The organism is Indolivaga capnocytophagoides DSM 22835 (assembly GCF_000426485.1).
GTDB classification, from domain to species: Bacteria; Bacteroidota; Bacteroidia; order Bacteroidales; family Dysgonomonadaceae; genus Dysgonomonas_A; species Dysgonomonas_A capnocytophagoides.
In genome coordinates, this window is record NZ_AUFL01000026.1 from 1 (window position 1) to 14862 (window position 14862).

At 39.3% G+C, this 14862-nt stretch carries 13 protein-coding genes, 1 tRNA gene and 1 rRNA gene; 7 read left to right on the forward strand and 8 right to left on the reverse strand.

The window, feature by feature from the left end; all coding sequences use genetic code 11:
* Positions 1–213: ATP-binding protein (locus K322_RS19395; protein WP_035332083.1), on the forward strand; the 213-nt coding region annotated here is incomplete at its 5' end.
* Positions 214–393: 180 nt separating this feature from the next.
* Positions 394–555, forward strand: a complete 162-nt coding sequence (locus tag K322_RS20865; protein WP_157279449.1) for a hypothetical protein — start codon at positions 394–396, stop codon at positions 553–555.
* Positions 556–956: 401 nt separating this feature from the next.
* Here K322_RS20865 and K322_RS0112955 read toward each other — a convergent pair.
* Positions 957–1043 (reverse strand) — tRNA-Ser (locus K322_RS0112955).
* 136 nt (positions 1044–1179) lie between these two features.
* Here K322_RS0112955 and mltG point away from each other — a divergent pair.
* The gene (gene mltG, locus K322_RS0112960) at positions 1180–2211 is read left to right on the forward strand and encodes an endolytic transglycosylase MltG (RefSeq protein ID WP_026627270.1); all 1032 of its coding nucleotides are present in this window, start codon (positions 1180–1182) and stop codon (positions 2209–2211) included.
* Between the two features lie 4 nt (positions 2212–2215).
* Here mltG and K322_RS0112965 read toward each other — a convergent pair whose 3' ends face one another.
* The 4 genes from K322_RS0112965 to K322_RS0112980 form a co-directional block, all read right to left on the reverse strand.
* Positions 2216–3616, reverse strand: a complete 1401-nt coding sequence (locus tag K322_RS0112965) for an undecaprenyl-phosphate glucose phosphotransferase (protein ID WP_026627271.1) — start codon at positions 3614–3616, stop codon at positions 2216–2218.
* Positions 3617–3651: 35 nt separating this feature from the next.
* Positions 3652–4542 (reverse strand): CPBP family intramembrane glutamic endopeptidase, encoded by an 891-nt coding sequence (locus tag K322_RS0112970; protein WP_051290790.1) that lies wholly within the window; start codon positions 4540–4542, stop codon positions 3652–3654.
* Positions 4539–5402 carry an N-acetylmuramoyl-L-alanine amidase-like domain-containing protein gene (locus K322_RS0112975; protein ID WP_051290791.1) on the reverse strand — a complete coding sequence of 288 codons (864 nt, stop codon included), beginning with the start codon at positions 5400–5402 and terminating at the stop codon, positions 4539–4541. The genes K322_RS0112970 and K322_RS0112975 overlap by 4 nt, the downstream gene beginning before the upstream one ends.
* A gap of 97 nt (positions 5403–5499) precedes the next feature.
* On the reverse strand, positions 5500–7167 hold the full coding sequence (locus tag K322_RS0112980; RefSeq protein ID WP_026627274.1) for a formate--tetrahydrofolate ligase: 1668 nt from the start codon (positions 7165–7167) through the stop codon (positions 5500–5502).
* A gap of 165 nt (positions 7168–7332) precedes the next feature.
* On the opposite strand from K322_RS0112980, the gene K322_RS0112985 reads away from it, so the two are divergent.
* The 3 genes from K322_RS0112985 to K322_RS0112995 all read left to right on the forward strand — a co-directional run bounded on the left by K322_RS0112985 (position 7333) and on the right by K322_RS0112995 (position 10370).
* Positions 7333–7914, forward strand: a complete 582-nt coding sequence (locus K322_RS0112985; RefSeq protein ID WP_026627275.1) for a terminase small subunit-like protein — start codon at positions 7333–7335, stop codon at positions 7912–7914.
* Between the two features lie 302 nt (positions 7915–8216).
* Positions 8217–8783, forward strand: a complete 567-nt coding sequence (locus K322_RS0112990; RefSeq protein WP_026627276.1) for a DNA-3-methyladenine glycosylase I — start codon at positions 8217–8219, stop codon at positions 8781–8783.
* Between the two features lie 114 nt (positions 8784–8897).
* Positions 8898–10370, forward strand: a complete 1473-nt coding sequence (locus tag K322_RS0112995) for a glycoside hydrolase family 10 protein (protein WP_026627277.1) — start codon at positions 8898–8900, stop codon at positions 10368–10370.
* Between the two features lie 66 nt (positions 10371–10436).
* On the opposite strand, the gene trpS is transcribed toward K322_RS0112995, so the two are convergent.
* Genes trpS through K322_RS0113010 form a run of 3 tightly spaced genes read right to left on the reverse strand, consistent with a single transcriptional unit; the run spans position 10437 to position 14177 of the window.
* A complete protein-coding gene (gene trpS / locus K322_RS0113000) occupies positions 10437–11513 on the reverse strand; it encodes a tryptophan--tRNA ligase (protein WP_026627278.1) in 1077 nt (358 codons plus the stop codon).
* 51 nt (positions 11514–11564) lie between these two features.
* On the reverse strand, positions 11565–12689 hold the full coding sequence (locus K322_RS19400; protein WP_051290792.1) for a CapA family protein: 1125 nt from the start codon (positions 12687–12689) through the stop codon (positions 11565–11567).
* A gap of 33 nt (positions 12690–12722) precedes the next feature.
* Positions 12723–14177: a TrkH family potassium uptake protein gene (locus K322_RS0113010; protein WP_026627279.1), complete on the reverse strand. Its 1455-nt coding sequence runs from the start codon at positions 14175–14177 to the stop codon at positions 12723–12725.
* A 610-nt stretch (positions 14178–14787) separates the two neighbouring features.
* Between K322_RS0113010 and K322_RS0113015 the strand changes: the two genes are divergently transcribed.
* A 16S ribosomal RNA gene (locus K322_RS0113015) occupies positions 14788–14862 on the forward strand; the annotation flags it as partial.

Sequence of the window (14862 nt, forward strand, 5' to 3'; positions counted from 1 at the left end):
AAAGAACGTTCAATACTGCTTGACATCATCGAGGATCGTCATGAGCGAAAATCTATCATTGTGACTTCACAATTACCGGTTGCCAACTGGTATGATGCAATAGGAGAGCCAACAGTCGCTGATGCCATTCTTGACCGCATCGTGCACTCGGCACATCTGATAGAACTCACCGGTGAGAGTGTGAGAAAAATGAAGGTAGGTAAAAACAAGTAAATCTGAAATAAAAATGACCCCATCGACCAGGATATTTTAGGGGTAATTATAAAGTTTTTTCAGGGGGCAATTTAGATTTGGCACGAGGGGGCAACGCTCACTGGATTTTCCAACATAAAAGAATATGATAATCCTGAATTTGAAGCTATATTACCATCTCATTTTATTTCAAATAAGATATTGGATTGGAGTCGATGTGAAGACTTTCCTAATGATGCTTTAGACCAATTTATCGAAGATAGGGCTACTAACATTCTTACTGTACTAAAAAAGAAATTAGATGGAATTAATTTTGATGAGTTTGACACAATGGAAAAACCTGATAAGACGATAGAAGAGTAAAGTTTACATAGAATTTATATTAAAATAATAATGCGGTAAGGAGTTTCTTCTTATCGCTTATTTTTTATAAAAGACTGTGATATTCAAAATGCGACCACTTTTTCTAAAAAATGCGACTGAATTATGTATCTTTGTGTCAGTTATTTAAATAGTTCTTTGTCGTAATTACTAATTATAAATCGTTGCCTTTTTAATAATTTATAATGATTTTGGTCGCAAAGTAGTCGCATACGATTGTTTTGAAGATTTAACCAACTGACGTACGGGGAACTGTACCGATGGTGAGATTTATTATAATAATCAATTGATAAACAACGCAATATTATAACTACACATATAAAAAAAGCAACCCTAAGGTTGCTTAATTCATGTGAGTTATTAACTCTAAAATCTTTAAAAAGCGGAAGCGGGGGGATTCGAACCCCCGGTACAGTTACCCGTACGTCAGTTTAGCAAACTGGTGGTTTCAGCCACTCACCCACACTTCCTGAACCTTGCAATAGGAGGGTTAACCCCAAATGCGATGCAAATATAGCTGTTTGTTTTGATTTAACAAGGCGCACTGTGATTTTTTCGAAATAATATTTATAATTTTGCCCCACTATTGACTAATAAAATAACCCAATGGCTTTATCAAAGCGCTCAGTCTTAATTGCTATCGTCTGTATAGTTGGTGTTGCTCTGGCAGGAGCATTTTTTTATGTCGAATCTATTATTTCGACTCGATTTAATATAGAAAAGACGGTATACCTTTATATCGATGAAAATAAAGATTACAATAGTATCCTGAAACAGTTGGACACGACCGCTCATGTCGAGAATTTAGCTAAGTTTAAAAAAGTAGCCGACTATTATGATTACCCCGAAAATATAAAGACCGGACGCTATGCGATAAAACCTGATATGACAATCAGGGATGTAGTTTCGCTGTTGAAAGGAGGGCATCAGGCTCCCGTTAAACTTAAGTTTAATAATATCCGAACAAAGGATGATCTGGCGGTAAGGTTGTCTTCTCAATTGATGTTGTCTAAAGAGACAATTTTATCTGCTTTGAATGACTCTACGAGGTGTGCGGCTCTCGGCTTCAATGTTGAAACTATCGATTGTATGTTTATCCCGAATACTTATGAAGTATATTGGGATGTAACTCTCGATAATTTTCTTCAGAGGATGCATACCGAATATAATCGGTTTTGGAATGAAGATCGTAAGCAGAAAGCGAAACAGCAGGGCTTGACTCCCGTAGAAGTTTCCATTCTGGCCGCGATTGTTGAAGAAGAATGTTATTTTTCTGATGAATATCCGATGGTGGCAGGGCTTTATCTCAACAGGCTAAGATCGGGTCAAATGCTGCAGGCAGACCCAACGGTTAAATATGCTGTGGGAGATTTCTCTCTGAAAAGAATTTTGTTCGGTCATCTTCAGGTCGATTCTCCCTATAATACATATCGTCACGAAGGATTACCTCCGGGTCCTATACGTGTACCATCTATCAAGGGTATTGATGCCGTACTGAGTGCAACCAAACATAACTACCTTTACATGTGTGCTAAAGAAGACTTCTCGGGGCGTCATAATTTTGCAGTGACTCATGCCGAGCATGTCATAAATGCTAATAAGTATCGTGCAGCATTGAATACCCGAGGTATTAAGTAAATGGCTAGAAGGCATTTTCGTCTCCTCTGATGAGTTGATAAATCGTTACAGCGATAATCTTAATGTCTAAAGCAAAAGACCAGTTCTCGAGATACCATACGTCTTTCTTGAATCGGCTCTCCATTTGTTCTATCGTACGGGTTTCACCTCTGTAGCCCGATATCTGAGCCCATCCGGTTATCCCGGGTTTGATGAGATGCCGGATCATGAAGCGGTCTATCAGTTGATTGTACAAATCTGTCTGCTGGATCATATGCGGACGAGGCCCAACTACCGACATATTACCGATCAGTGTATTGATAAATTGCGGAAGTTCATCGATGCTTGTTCTTCTCATGAATGCACCTACGGCAGTGATTCGGGGATCTTTTCTCCATGTTGTTTGGCTATTGTCTTCTTCATTCAGAACCATTGTGCGGAATTTATAGCAGGTGAATACCTTGCCGTGTAATCCTGTGCGTTGCTGCCTGAATAAAATGGGTCCTTTGGATGTTAGCTTGATCAGCAGCCCGAATACGATATGCACAACCGGAAGTATGGTGATGACTACAATTAGGGAGAAGGCTATGTCGAAAGCCCGCTTTAGAATGCGGTTATAGATTTTCTGTAATGGTTCGGGACGTATGGCGATAACTGGGATCGATTGAAGGGAGTGCAATACAAGTTTGCGTTTGATGTATCCGTAGAAATCGGGGATCAGAAAGAATCGGATCATGTTGCGTTCCGCAAAGTTTACGAGCTGAATAATCTCGGTTTCAGCATTATTGGGTAATGAACAATAAATCTCATCGACATTATTATCTGCACAGAATTGTTGAATATCGGAAGTTCGTCCCAGATATCCAAGCTCTTTGCATTCGGTGATCGGATTGTCTCCGAATTGACCTAGTATCTTATATCCGTAAACACTCGATTTCAGTTCATTGAAAATACCTATAGCTCCTTTCCCGGTTCCGGCGATGATGATTCTTTTGTAGTTGTGTCCCCTACGTCTGTTCCATTTGAGCGCACTCCGTACTATTATATGCCACAGTAAGTATATAAATGCTATGCCGAAGTAATATAATATCCAATTGAGAAAATCGAGGCTTCCAATACGGAAGAGAAAAAGCCCTGCTGAAAGTAATATATAATATAGAGTTATAAAGCTCAGGCTTTTTTGTATGATCTTATCGAAGAATACGATATGTCCTTGGAGAAACTGCAGAGGGATAAGGTTTGCCGTGATGAAATAAACCAGGTTGATCAGAAGAAAAGTTTCAACAAGCTGCGGCTGGTTCGAAATAGATACAGGAATCAGCCAACCGAGTACAATAATTGTCAGATTAATAGTGATAATATCACCCAACCTGATGATCCATTTTATTAAATACCCTAATCCGTCCTTTTTTTTCAATATTTCCAAACCTTACCTTATTAAGTAATATAAAGCCAGAGACTTTATATTGTAAATTCTTCAGGATTGTTCCGCTGGTATTCCCTTGATAATAAAGATAAAATAACTCCCGTTACAGCTATGCTGGCCACTGTTGCCCAGACGGTGTTTCCTGTTCCAAAACTTTCGAGCCGGTCATATACCGGTGTCGAGTGGAACTTATAGTATAGAGCCACGCTCAGAGCATTATTTAATGTATGTACTATAACCGGAATCCAAAGGTTGCCCGACCAAAGGAAGATATATCCCAATAAAGCACCTAACAGCATACGTGGAACGAACCCGTAAAACTGGAAGTGTATAAAGCTAAAGATAAATGCTGTAATCCAAACAGTGACATGTCGGTTGTGGCATATTTTTTTTACTAATTGCTGTAATGATCCCCTAAAGAAAAATTCTTCGGTAATGCCGGCAGCCACTGCTATAACTATAAAGTTAGCAATCACCACATCGGGAGAATGATCTGCCATCAGGCGTTCCAATAAGGCAGCCGCAGAGTTTTCCATAGCCTGCATGGATTGTTCGAGTTCCGAAAGCGATTCGGGCAGTGTCATCATTTTATTATAGTATCCAGTGAAGGATATAAGCGGCTGGATGGCTACTATCAGAATGATTGAATAGATCAACACTTTCAGATTAACAGCTTTCTTTATCTTGAGGTACTGCCATCCGTCTTCATTAAAAAGATAAGCGCACAGCAGAGCCGGAACCAAAAAAATGAATACGGATTGGAACACCTGCATTACACGAATGAAGTTAAGAGAATCTATTCCTCCCATGACTGGAGCCAGAATGCTAATAAAGACAATACTCAGAAGGAGGCCTGTGAAACTGAAAAGCAGAAGGAAGAATAGCTGAGACCAGCTGCTCATACGTAAAAATATCTCTTTATTCATTTCTTCGATTTTGATTCGTTAAGGCGCAATACTGTAATACCTGTGCCTCTTGTCTGTTTATTACAGTATGCAACAAGAGAATTACTGTCAATCCATACTTTGCCGGCTTTGCTCGATGCATGTATGAAGGTGAGCTTGCCTGCTGTATGATAAGCAAAACCTATATGAGTATAATCGAGTCCGGCAATACTTGTTGCGAATATCAGTATATCTCCGTCTTTGATGCGGTCGGAAAGACTGCCTATATTTTGTTTGAGGACTACATAATGTCCTCCGCGTTTGTTTATATTTTGTTCGGCTGCTACTATCTTCCGAAGCATTTCGCTGTCCTTCTTTAGAATTGTATAAGAATTGGGGTGTGATGACATGTAATTGATTTTACGGTCGTCGAGAATACCTCCTAAGTCTTTGCTTTCGTCTTTAAATAGCCCGTGTTTCTGATTCTCATACACCCAGTCTGTCATGTAATGGAGTCGCGATGAATAATCCTGAATAATGCCATTGCGGTAGCGTATGTTCTGAAGCTGTTTGCAAAAGTTGGAGAATGTAGGAGCCCCCGATTTGATGGTGCGGCTCAGAGCCATACAGGATTCAACAAAGGTTGTACAATCAAATTCACGCAGATTTACTCCTAATCGCTCCTGATCGCTTTTCTCCAGAGTGTGCGAAACATACGGTGTGTTCTGAAAGAACAGAGCTGTCTTTACAACGAGTTCGTTTATCGGTAGATTGGATTGTGACTTGAGAGAAGTGACATACTTATCGAAAATCAACGAATCCTGCTTTGTATAGCTAACCTGAGCTTGGCTAGCACTACAACATGCCAGCAGCAGAAAAACAAGGTAAAGTGTTCTTTTCATAAATTTATATCTTTTGACGTTGTAGGGGCGAAAAATCTTTCGCCTGTTATTTATTGAAGGCGTATAATTATACGCCCCTACAAGATGTTGATCAGGCTTAACTAAGTCCCTCTATCAATCCATTTGCGAGATCTATATGGTTAGCCTGTGGTACTTTTGGTAATCCCGGCATACGCATAATAGGCCCTGCTACTATAACAACAAATTCGGCTCCGTTGTTGATGACAATATCATTGATAGTCAGTCCGAAATCTTTTGCCACACCATACGCCTTCGGGTCGTCCGAAAACGAATATTGGGTCTTGGCTATACAGACCGGATAATGTTCTATTTCGGTGCCTTGTACCAATTTCAATATTTTGCGTGCGGCGGCACTGTACTCGATAGATGATGCTCCGTATATTTGTTTAGCTACTTTTTCGACTTTTGTCTGTATCGAGTCAGAGTCTTGATAAGTAAAGTTTAACTCTCCCGAAGGATTGTTTTCTATTGTTTCTACCACCAGATTGGCCAGATCAACAGCTCCTTCTCCACCATCGGAGTAGGCTTTATTTATCGCTATAGCTATTCCCTGAGATTTGCAGTGCTCTATAACAAGATCGGTTTCGGCTTTGGTATCGGTTCCGTATTTATTGAAAGCCACGATAACGGTCTGTCCGAAGGATTTCATATTTGAGATATGTTTATCGAGATTAGCCAATCCGTTTTTAAGACCTTCGATATTTTCATTTTTAATATCTTCCTGAGCTATTCCACCGTGCATTTTCAGCCCTTGTGCCGATGCTACAATGATCGTTAATTTGGGTGTTAACCCCGCTTTACGGCATTTGATATTAAAGAACTTTTCTGCACCCAGATCTGCTCCGAATCCCGCTTCCGTTACCACATAGTCTGCATGGCTTAGTGCCACTTTGGTTGCTATTACCGAGTTGCAGCCATGTGCGATATTAGCAAAAGGCCCTCCGTGTACAATTGCCGGATTGTGTTCGGTTGTCTGCACCAGATTCGGATTAATGGCATCTTTAAGCAGTACAACAATTGAACCGGCTATACCCAGATCTTTCACAGTGAAAGGCTCGTTTTCGTATGTATATCCGAGAATGATCTTTTCAATACGGCGTCTCAGATCTTCGATGTCTTTCGACAGACAGAGAATCGCCATGATTTCCGAAGCCGGAGTTATATCGAAACCCGATTCGGAAGGGATGCCGTTGGCACTACCTCTCAGACCTGTTACCACATAACGTAAACTACGGTCGTTTATATCGAGTACTCTTTTCCATAGTATTTCTTTTAGTCCTTTTCCAGTAGATCTGTTTTGGTACAAGTAATTATCGAGCAAAGCCGAGATCATATTGTGAGCCGAAGTTATCGCATGAAAGTCGCCTGTAAAGTGCAGGTTTATATCTTCCATCGGCAGTACCTGTGCGTATCCTCCTCCGGCAGCTCCGCCTTTCATCCCGAAGCAAGGCCCCAGTGATGGTTCACGGAGTGCTACGACTGCTTTTTTGCCGATTTTGTTTAGTCCGAGAGTAAGACCTATTGATACTGTTGTTTTGCCTATTCCGGCTTTTGTGGGGGTTATGGCTGTTACTAAGATAAGATTGCTCTGAGATATCTGCTGTTCATTAATCAGCGAATATGGTATTTTCGCCATGTATTTACCATAATTATGTACATGGTCTTCATCAATGTCAATTTGTTTAGCAATATCAATAACCTTCTTTAAATCAATGCTTCTGGCAATTTCAATATCAGTTTTCATAAAATAAACGGTAGGGATCTTTTTGTTTTTTCGTTATGCAAAGATAATTAAAACTTTTATCTGCAATTTAAGGTTTTAGACCTTTTTGTTGCCTAAAAGAAACGAAGAAGATATGCTCTCCTGTTTTCTGAAATTTTATCTATAAGGAAAAAACACTTTATAATTATGGCAAAATACACAGAACAACTAGGCAAGAAAATAGCAGACGCAATAGAACAGGATGAATATACATTGGGTGAAATCTGCGCGATGTACAGCATCAGCCGTAAAACATTCTATCAGTGGGTACGCAAATATTCCGACTTCAAGGAAATGATAGATGATGCGCGTGCAGGTCGTGACGAAAGGCTGGCTCAAAAAGCCCGAAAAATCCTCAAACAAAGATTAGAGAACGGCTATACCGTAACTACCACCCGTTATAAATATGCAGTAGATGAGTACGGTGAAATATACCTGACCGGAAAAACGGTAACCATGAAAGAATACTCTGCAGATGAAAAGACACTGAAAATGGCAATGGCTAAAGAAGGAGAAATTGAAGAGAAGGTAGAAAATATTCGTGTACCCTGGGAAATCATAGTTCAGAATCAAGAGGCAGCCGATCAACTTCAATTCTTACAAGATAATGGAAGCGGTAATTACACGGAAGAAGAAATGAAAGAAAGGCGAAAAGCACTCAAAGTCAAGTCTGATTCCCCGGAGGCAGAGACAGACTTTGATGCTTACGATCCCACATTCGATAGGTGATAAAAAAAAGGTTACTCCATAAAATGGTTGGAAAGATGGAACCTTTGTTACTTTTTTATTTTAGTTAAAAATAGAATAACGTGTAAATAGGTAAGGAAAAGAATAAAACAGAGAGGGGAATTCGGAAACTGTAAAATCTGATGGGACAATATAAATGAACATTTAAAGCAGCGAGAGCAGAGCTAAACTTGTTTAGGTTATGCAGGGTCAAGTAAAATGACCAATGAAATTGAACAAATATTAAAATCTTTCTGTTACTTAGTCGTATATTTACAGTCCGATTTAGGGACAAAGATAAAAATATGGAATCAACTATCGTACGCTGCGGTTGGTGTGGAACCGATCCTCTTTATATAAAATACCACGACGAAGAATGGGGTAAACTTGTGACAGATGACGATGTCTTGTTCGAGTTTTTAGTATTGGAAAGTGCCCAGGCCGGATTGAGCTGGATTACCATCCTTCGCAAGAGGGAGGGATATAAAAAAGCTTTTGCCGGATTTGATGTTCGCAAAGTGGTGAATTTTACCGATGAAGAAATGGAAAAACTGGCATCTTTTGAAGGGATTATTCGTAATCGTCTGAAGATAAAAGCAACAGTAACTAATGCCCGTGCGTTTATTGACGTTCAGAAAGAATTCGGAAGTTTCAGTAAATACTTACTCTCATTTTTTCCGGATCACAAGCCGATTGTAAATAAATGGAAGACATTGGCGGAAGCTCCTGCTTCGACTGATATTTCGGATGCGATAAGTAAGGATATGAAGAAGCGCGGATTTAAGTTTTTCGGAACCACCATTTGTTATGCTTTCTTACAGGCAACGGGTTATGTTGATGATCATATTGTTGATTGTCATTGCCGTAAATAGGGTGCGTTCTTCGACGTGAATGAAAGTTTCAATGATATGTTTTTAAGTTATAACAAGTTTAGTATGTTATACTTGCTCAAGTAATAAATAGGTCTTCGACCTTAATTTTCTTTTATGCGGTTATTCAAAAAACTATTTATACAGTGTACTCTTAGTCTGTTTTTCTTTCCCTTACATGCTCAGAATAAACCGGAAGAGGTCAGAGCTGTTTGGTTTACGACAAATTGGAATCTTGATTGGCCTTCGCCCGGAAAAACTCCGGACGAACAGAAGAAAGAACTTCGTCGTTTGCTCGATCAATTACAGCAGGCTAATATAAATACCATATTCTTTCAGGCACGTATCAGGGGGGATGTTTTTTATAAGTCGAAAATAGAACCTTGGAGCCCTTATTTTCAGAAAGATATTTCGGTAGGTGCATATGCTGCTTACGATCCGCTTGCTTATGCTATCGAAGAATGCCATAAAAGGGGAATCGAATGCCATGCGTGGGTTGTTACTTTTCCGCTTGGTACACCTAAACAAGTAAAAGCTCAGGGGCGGAATTCTGTTGTAGCTAAGTATCCGAAGATGACTAAACTGCATATGGGTGAGTGGTATCTTGATCCGGGGAATCCCGAAACGAAAGATTATTTACTGAAAATTGTCGATGAGATTGTCAGCAATTACGATATAGATGGTATACAGTTTGATTATATCCGCTATCCGGAATCGGCAGTTAAGTTTCCCGATAAAGATACTTTCAATAAATACGGAGGAGGAAAGTCTTTAAAGGAATGGCGACGGGATAATATCACAGCACTGGTAACGGGAGTACATGACTTGGTGAAAAAGAAAAAGCCATGGGTTCAGATCAGTTGCAGCCCGATCGGGCGTTACCGTAATCTCGATCCGATGCGTGGACGCTGGACTGCTTACGAAAGTGTACATCAGGATGCCGGAATGTGGCTTAAGACCGGAATGATGGATGCTGTTTATCCGATGTTATACTATAATGAAACAGATTTTGACAAATATGTCGATGATTGGATCAGTATGAGCGAAGGACGCATGGTCGTTCCCGGTCTGGGTATTTACCGCCTGCTGCCGTCAGAAGGGGATTGGAAACCGGAGGATATAACCCGACAGATTGATTATACCCGTAAGAGTGAAAGCAGAGGGCAGGCATTTTATCGTGCGGCAAATGTATTAGATAATTTGAAAGGCATACGTGACAGATTAAACACATACTATGTGTATCCGGCTAAGTTACCACCATTGACATGGCTGGATAATGAAGCTCCTAATTCGCCTCTTAATATGCAGGTATACAGAGATTCTGAAGGATATACGACTATAGAGTGGCAACCTGCCGATAATAACGAGGCGCAGACTTATACTATTTACGAAACAGATTCGGAGAATTGCGATACGAAAGATGTACGTTCAATCGTAATGACAGGTATTCATTCTACTAAAGTCCGGCTGGAAACAGAAGATACTGAACGGGGAGTATACTATTTTGTAACAGCATCTGACCGATACCATAACGAGAGCGTACCTTGTTTTCCTGTGTACTTTATATTGTCGAAGAGTTTAGAGAAGTAGGAGGGAGAGCCCTGACGAAAAAGGATGAACCGAAGCCCATCCTTTATTATATTGAAAAGAGATCTTTTACTTATTGATAAACATATCCTGAAAAGATTGGCTTGCGAAGTAATCGATACCGATAGCCGCTTTAACTTCAGCTAAAGTTTGGTTAGTATATTCGATAGCCGCTTTTGTTCCGTCTTCGATCATTTTGAAAACTTCGGGTTTGCGTTGTTCATAATCTTCACGGCGTTCTCTGATCGGACGTAAAATGTCTTGCATGATGTCGTTCAGTACTCGTTTGATCTTAACGTCACCCAAACCTCCACGGCGATAGTGATCTTTCATTTCGTCAAGTGTGGCATAATCGGAGCAATGCTTTTTGAATAGTTCTTCGGTAGAGAATACATCAAGGTAAGTAAATACGGGGTTGCCTTCTACCGTTCCGGGATCTTCGACACGTAAGTGGTTAGGGTCTGTAAACATTCCCATTACTTTCTTTTTGATTACGTCTTCTTTGTCTTTCAGATAGATGCAGTTCCCAAGAGATTTACTCATTTTAGCATTTCCATCTGTTCCGACAAGACGTTGAGCTGTAACATTATCGGGAAGTATAGCTTTAGGTTCTACCAGAATTTCTTTGTATATACGGTTGAATGCTGAAACGATATCACGTGTTTGCTCGATCATAGGCAGCTGGTCGTTTCCAACAGGTACATACTGAGCTTTAAACGCTGTGATATCAGCAGCCTGACTAATGGGGTAAGTCATGAATCCTACCGGAATATCCCGTTGGAAGTTTCTCAACTGTATTTCTGTTTTAATAGTCGGATTACGTTCCAAACGAGCCATCGTTACTAAATTCGAATAGTACATCGGCAGTTCGTACAGTGCGGGAATACAAGATTGGATAAGGAAAGTGGTTTTTTCCGGATCAAGGCCTACAGCCAGATAATCCAATACTACTTCCATGATATTTTCACGGATTTTTTCTGGGTTTTCCGCATTATCGGTTAGAGCTTGCAGGTCGGCTATTAAGATATATTGTTTGTATTCGCCGGTATTTTGCAATTCGACTCTTTTTTTCAAAGATCCTACATAGTGTCCTAAGTGTAGTGCACCTGTTGGTCTGTCTCCAGTCAGAATGATTTTCTGTGCCATTTTATTTTATGTATATTGTTTTGCTTTTCTTTTAGAGAAGCACAAAGTTAATCAATTTTTACGGGGTGACGAATCTTCTCCTGATATAACAGCCGAAGACTTTGGCCAAAGACTTTCTATTGTCTTTCGCGCGGTTTTAGCGAAAGCACTCATTTTATCGAAAGACATTTTGCCTATTTTCTCTTCACCTGTCTTATTTTCGTATTTCTCTATTGGAATAAGTTGAAACTGTAATTTGGCATTTTCTAAAGGTTTATATACCCATACCAGAGAATAAGAGCAGCTGTCTATTGTTACATTTCCTTTATCATCTTTGCTTATGTTAATTCGGGCAATCATTCCACCATCGGTGTTGACAGCTTTCATTCCGGATATGAAATTCCCGAGAGAGTAAACTATTATGTTTTCTATTGAATCGCCGTTTTGCCGTATATCTATAGGTTGAACGACATGAGGATGAGAGCCAATAATAAGCCTTACTCCGTTTTTGATGAGCAAGTCGGCTAATGCCTTTTGTTCGGTGCTGGGCTTTAACTTGTACTCTTCACCCCAGTGCATATTGGCTACTATGATATCTGGTTGCATTCGCTTTAACATATCTATATCTGAGACAATTTGTTTTTTGTCTATCAGATTAACAATATTGGGAGCTTGTATCGGTATGCCGTTTGTGTCATAAGTATAGTTAAGCATACCTATTCTGATATCATTCTTTACAATCATCATCGGATAAAGAACATTTTTCTTTTCCTCATTGACATATGTGCCCAAATGCTTGACCTGCATCGAGTCGAGCATCATAATAGTTCGTTCGATACCCTTTTTACCTTTGTCCAGACAATGATTATTTGCAGTGAGAAATACATCGAATCCTGCATCTTTCAAAGCATAAGCAAATTCATCAGGAGATCCAAAATTTGGGTATCCGGTATAAGCTTTCCCCGGTAATGTCGTTTCGAAATTGACAATTGAAATGTCTGCCGAGTCTATTTGGTCTTTTATTTGATTGAAGTATTTAGAATAATCATAGCCTCCACCTTTGACACGGGCTGCATCTAGTTGTGACTTATGCTGCATGGCATCCCCTGCAAATAGCAAACTCACTTTTTGCTTCTCTTGTCCATAGAAGCTGTACACATAAAATAAGGAGAGTATTATCAGAAGATATTTTTTCATAAGAGGTGATTTGTCAGATATTATACATTGATTTTATTTTCGCCAAAATGCAGGCATAAATAAAGATAAAACGGTGAATAGTTCAAGGCGTCCGGTTAGCATGAGAAATGATAAATACCATTTTGCAGTATCCGATATATTTGCAAAATGCCCGCTTTCGCTGAGGCTTCCCAATCCTACATTTCCCATACACGAAACCGATGCTGTTATAGAATCTTCAAAGCCTATCCCCGTTATAGATAATACCAGAAAGCTGACAAACAAAATCAGAAGGTAAAGGAAGATGAAAGCTAATATTTTAGTAACGATATCCACAGGCAATACCTGATTATTAACCCGAACGGGCAGTACTGCATTAGGATGTACTTGACGCTTAAATTCGTTGATTGCATTTTTAAACAGAACAACTACACGGATTACTTTTATACCTCCCGATGTCGAGCCGGCACAGGCACAAATCATCATCAGCAGATAGATAAGGAACATATAGAAAGGGCCCCAACTTGTAAAGTCTGCTGTAGAGAATCCTGTGGTAGTTATAGCGGATGTTACCTGAAAGAGGGAAGTTCGGAAAGCGTTTTCTGCTATATCGATCTGTCCGGAAAGAACCAGTCCTACTGATATTATAATCGTGAACGATAGATAAATGCCAAAGTACCATCTGACTTCTTCGTCTTGGAGCAATCTTTTCGGTTTTCCTCTTAATAAAAAGTATAGTAGCGAGAAGTTAATTCCTCCCACAACCATAAATATACTTATTACATATTCTATATAGGGAGAGTTCCAATAAGCTATACTAGCCTGTTTGGTCGAGAACCCTCCTGTCGAAGCAGTTGATAATGCATGGCACACTGCATCGAATAAATTCATAGGTCCAATCCATAAAAGTATGGTTATAAGGGCAGTTATGAATATATAGGTAAACAATAGTCTTTTCGCTATTTGAGTTATTCTAGGTTGAAACCGCTCACGAACTATTCCTGTAGTTTCGGCATCAAATAAAAATGAGGCATTTCCCCCGATAATCGGCAGTACGGCTAATGCGAATACCACAATACCAAGGCCGCCGACCCATTGAGTGAGGCATCGCCAGAACAAAAGCCCTAAAGGAATAACATCAACATTGGGTATAATAGTGGAGCCGGTGGTTGTAAAGCCTGACATCGTTTCGAAATATGCATCACTTATTTTAGGTATTACGCCACTTATGCAGAATGGGAGCATACCGAAAGCGGATAGTATAACCCATGAAATAGATACCAAAAGAAAACCTTCTCGTTTTCCTATTGGTTTTTCGCGAGGTTCTACTCCTAATAAGCGAAGCATTATACCTACAACTATAGTTATAGATCCGCTAATGAGAAATGCATCACCACTGAGTTCATGATAATAAAAAGAGATCGCAGCCGATATCATCAACAAAAGAGACTCTATGATAAGTAAGAATCCGATGGTTTTGAAAATAAATCGAAAATTGAAGCTTCCCATTCTGTATTAAATCAATATATATAAGTATAAGTAAAGTTATCGATAGTCGATCGCTTTATAGTATAGATAAAATTTTTATTTCTTGATGTACACTATTTAAAACAATAAAAAGGTCATAGACCTTAACATTAATGCAAAGATAGTATAAAAGGTTTCGAAAGAATATATAAGCAAATATAAATCTAATGTCATAGATTTTTTATTAAAGATAATAGATCTGCGATAAAATGAGATTGGCATTGTATTCTTTTATTGGAGCGGTTTTTCTGGTTTCCTACATCAGTGTACTAATTTTTTTAAAAAAAGATATAATTCTAAGTAGTTGTAAATAATGTTGTTGTAAAGGAGGCATAAAAATATTTTAAAAAAAGGCATAAAAATATTTGGAGTGTATAGTAAAAGGGACTACTTTTGCACTCGCTTTAAGACCGAGAGACGGTCACTAAGAGAAGCGAAAAATAAAAGAAGCGATCTTTGAAAGATTTGAAAAGGAACAAAAAAATATAGCATTAGACGGGTGATACGGTCTTACGACCGGTATCAACTCTAAGTCAATACCTAGAGTCAATAATAAAGGTTAGAATAATTCTGAGAATATAAAAAAAGATATACAAAGAAGAGTTTGATCCTGGCTCAGGATGAACGCTAGCGACAGGCCTAACACATGCAAGTCGAGGGGTAGCAT

Bases quoted from the DNA above. Each gene is read 5' to 3' on its own strand.
- K322_RS0112985 (WP_026627275.1), top strand. From the start codon at position 7,333: ATGGCAAAATACACAGAACAACTAGGCAAGAAAATAGCAGACGCAATA.
- K322_RS0112975 (WP_051290791.1), bottom strand. From the start codon at position 5,402: ATGAAAAGAACACTTTACCTTGTTTTTCTGCTGCTGGCATGTTGTAGT.
- K322_RS0112970 (WP_051290790.1), bottom strand. From the start codon at position 4,542: ATGAATAAAGAGATATTTTTACGTATGAGCAGCTGGTCTCAGCTATTC.
- K322_RS0112990 (WP_026627276.1), top strand. From the start codon at position 8,217: ATGGAATCAACTATCGTACGCTGCGGTTGGTGTGGAACCGATCCTCTT.
- K322_RS0112980 (WP_026627274.1), bottom strand. From the start codon at position 7,167: ATGAAAACTGATATTGAAATTGCCAGAAGCATTGATTTAAAGAAGGTT.
- K322_RS0112995 (WP_026627277.1), top strand. From the start codon at position 8,898: ATGCGGTTATTCAAAAAACTATTTATACAGTGTACTCTTAGTCTGTTT.
- mltG (WP_026627270.1), top strand. From the start codon at position 1,180: ATGGCTTTATCAAAGCGCTCAGTCTTAATTGCTATCGTCTGTATAGTT.
- K322_RS0113010 (WP_026627279.1), bottom strand. From the start codon at position 14,177: ATGGGAAGCTTCAATTTTCGATTTATTTTCAAAACCATCGGATTCTTA.
- trpS (WP_026627278.1), bottom strand. From the start codon at position 11,513: ATGGCACAGAAAATCATTCTGACTGGAGACAGACCAACAGGTGCACTA.
- K322_RS19400 (WP_051290792.1), bottom strand. From the start codon at position 12,689: ATGAAAAAATATCTTCTGATAATACTCTCCTTATTTTATGTGTACAGC.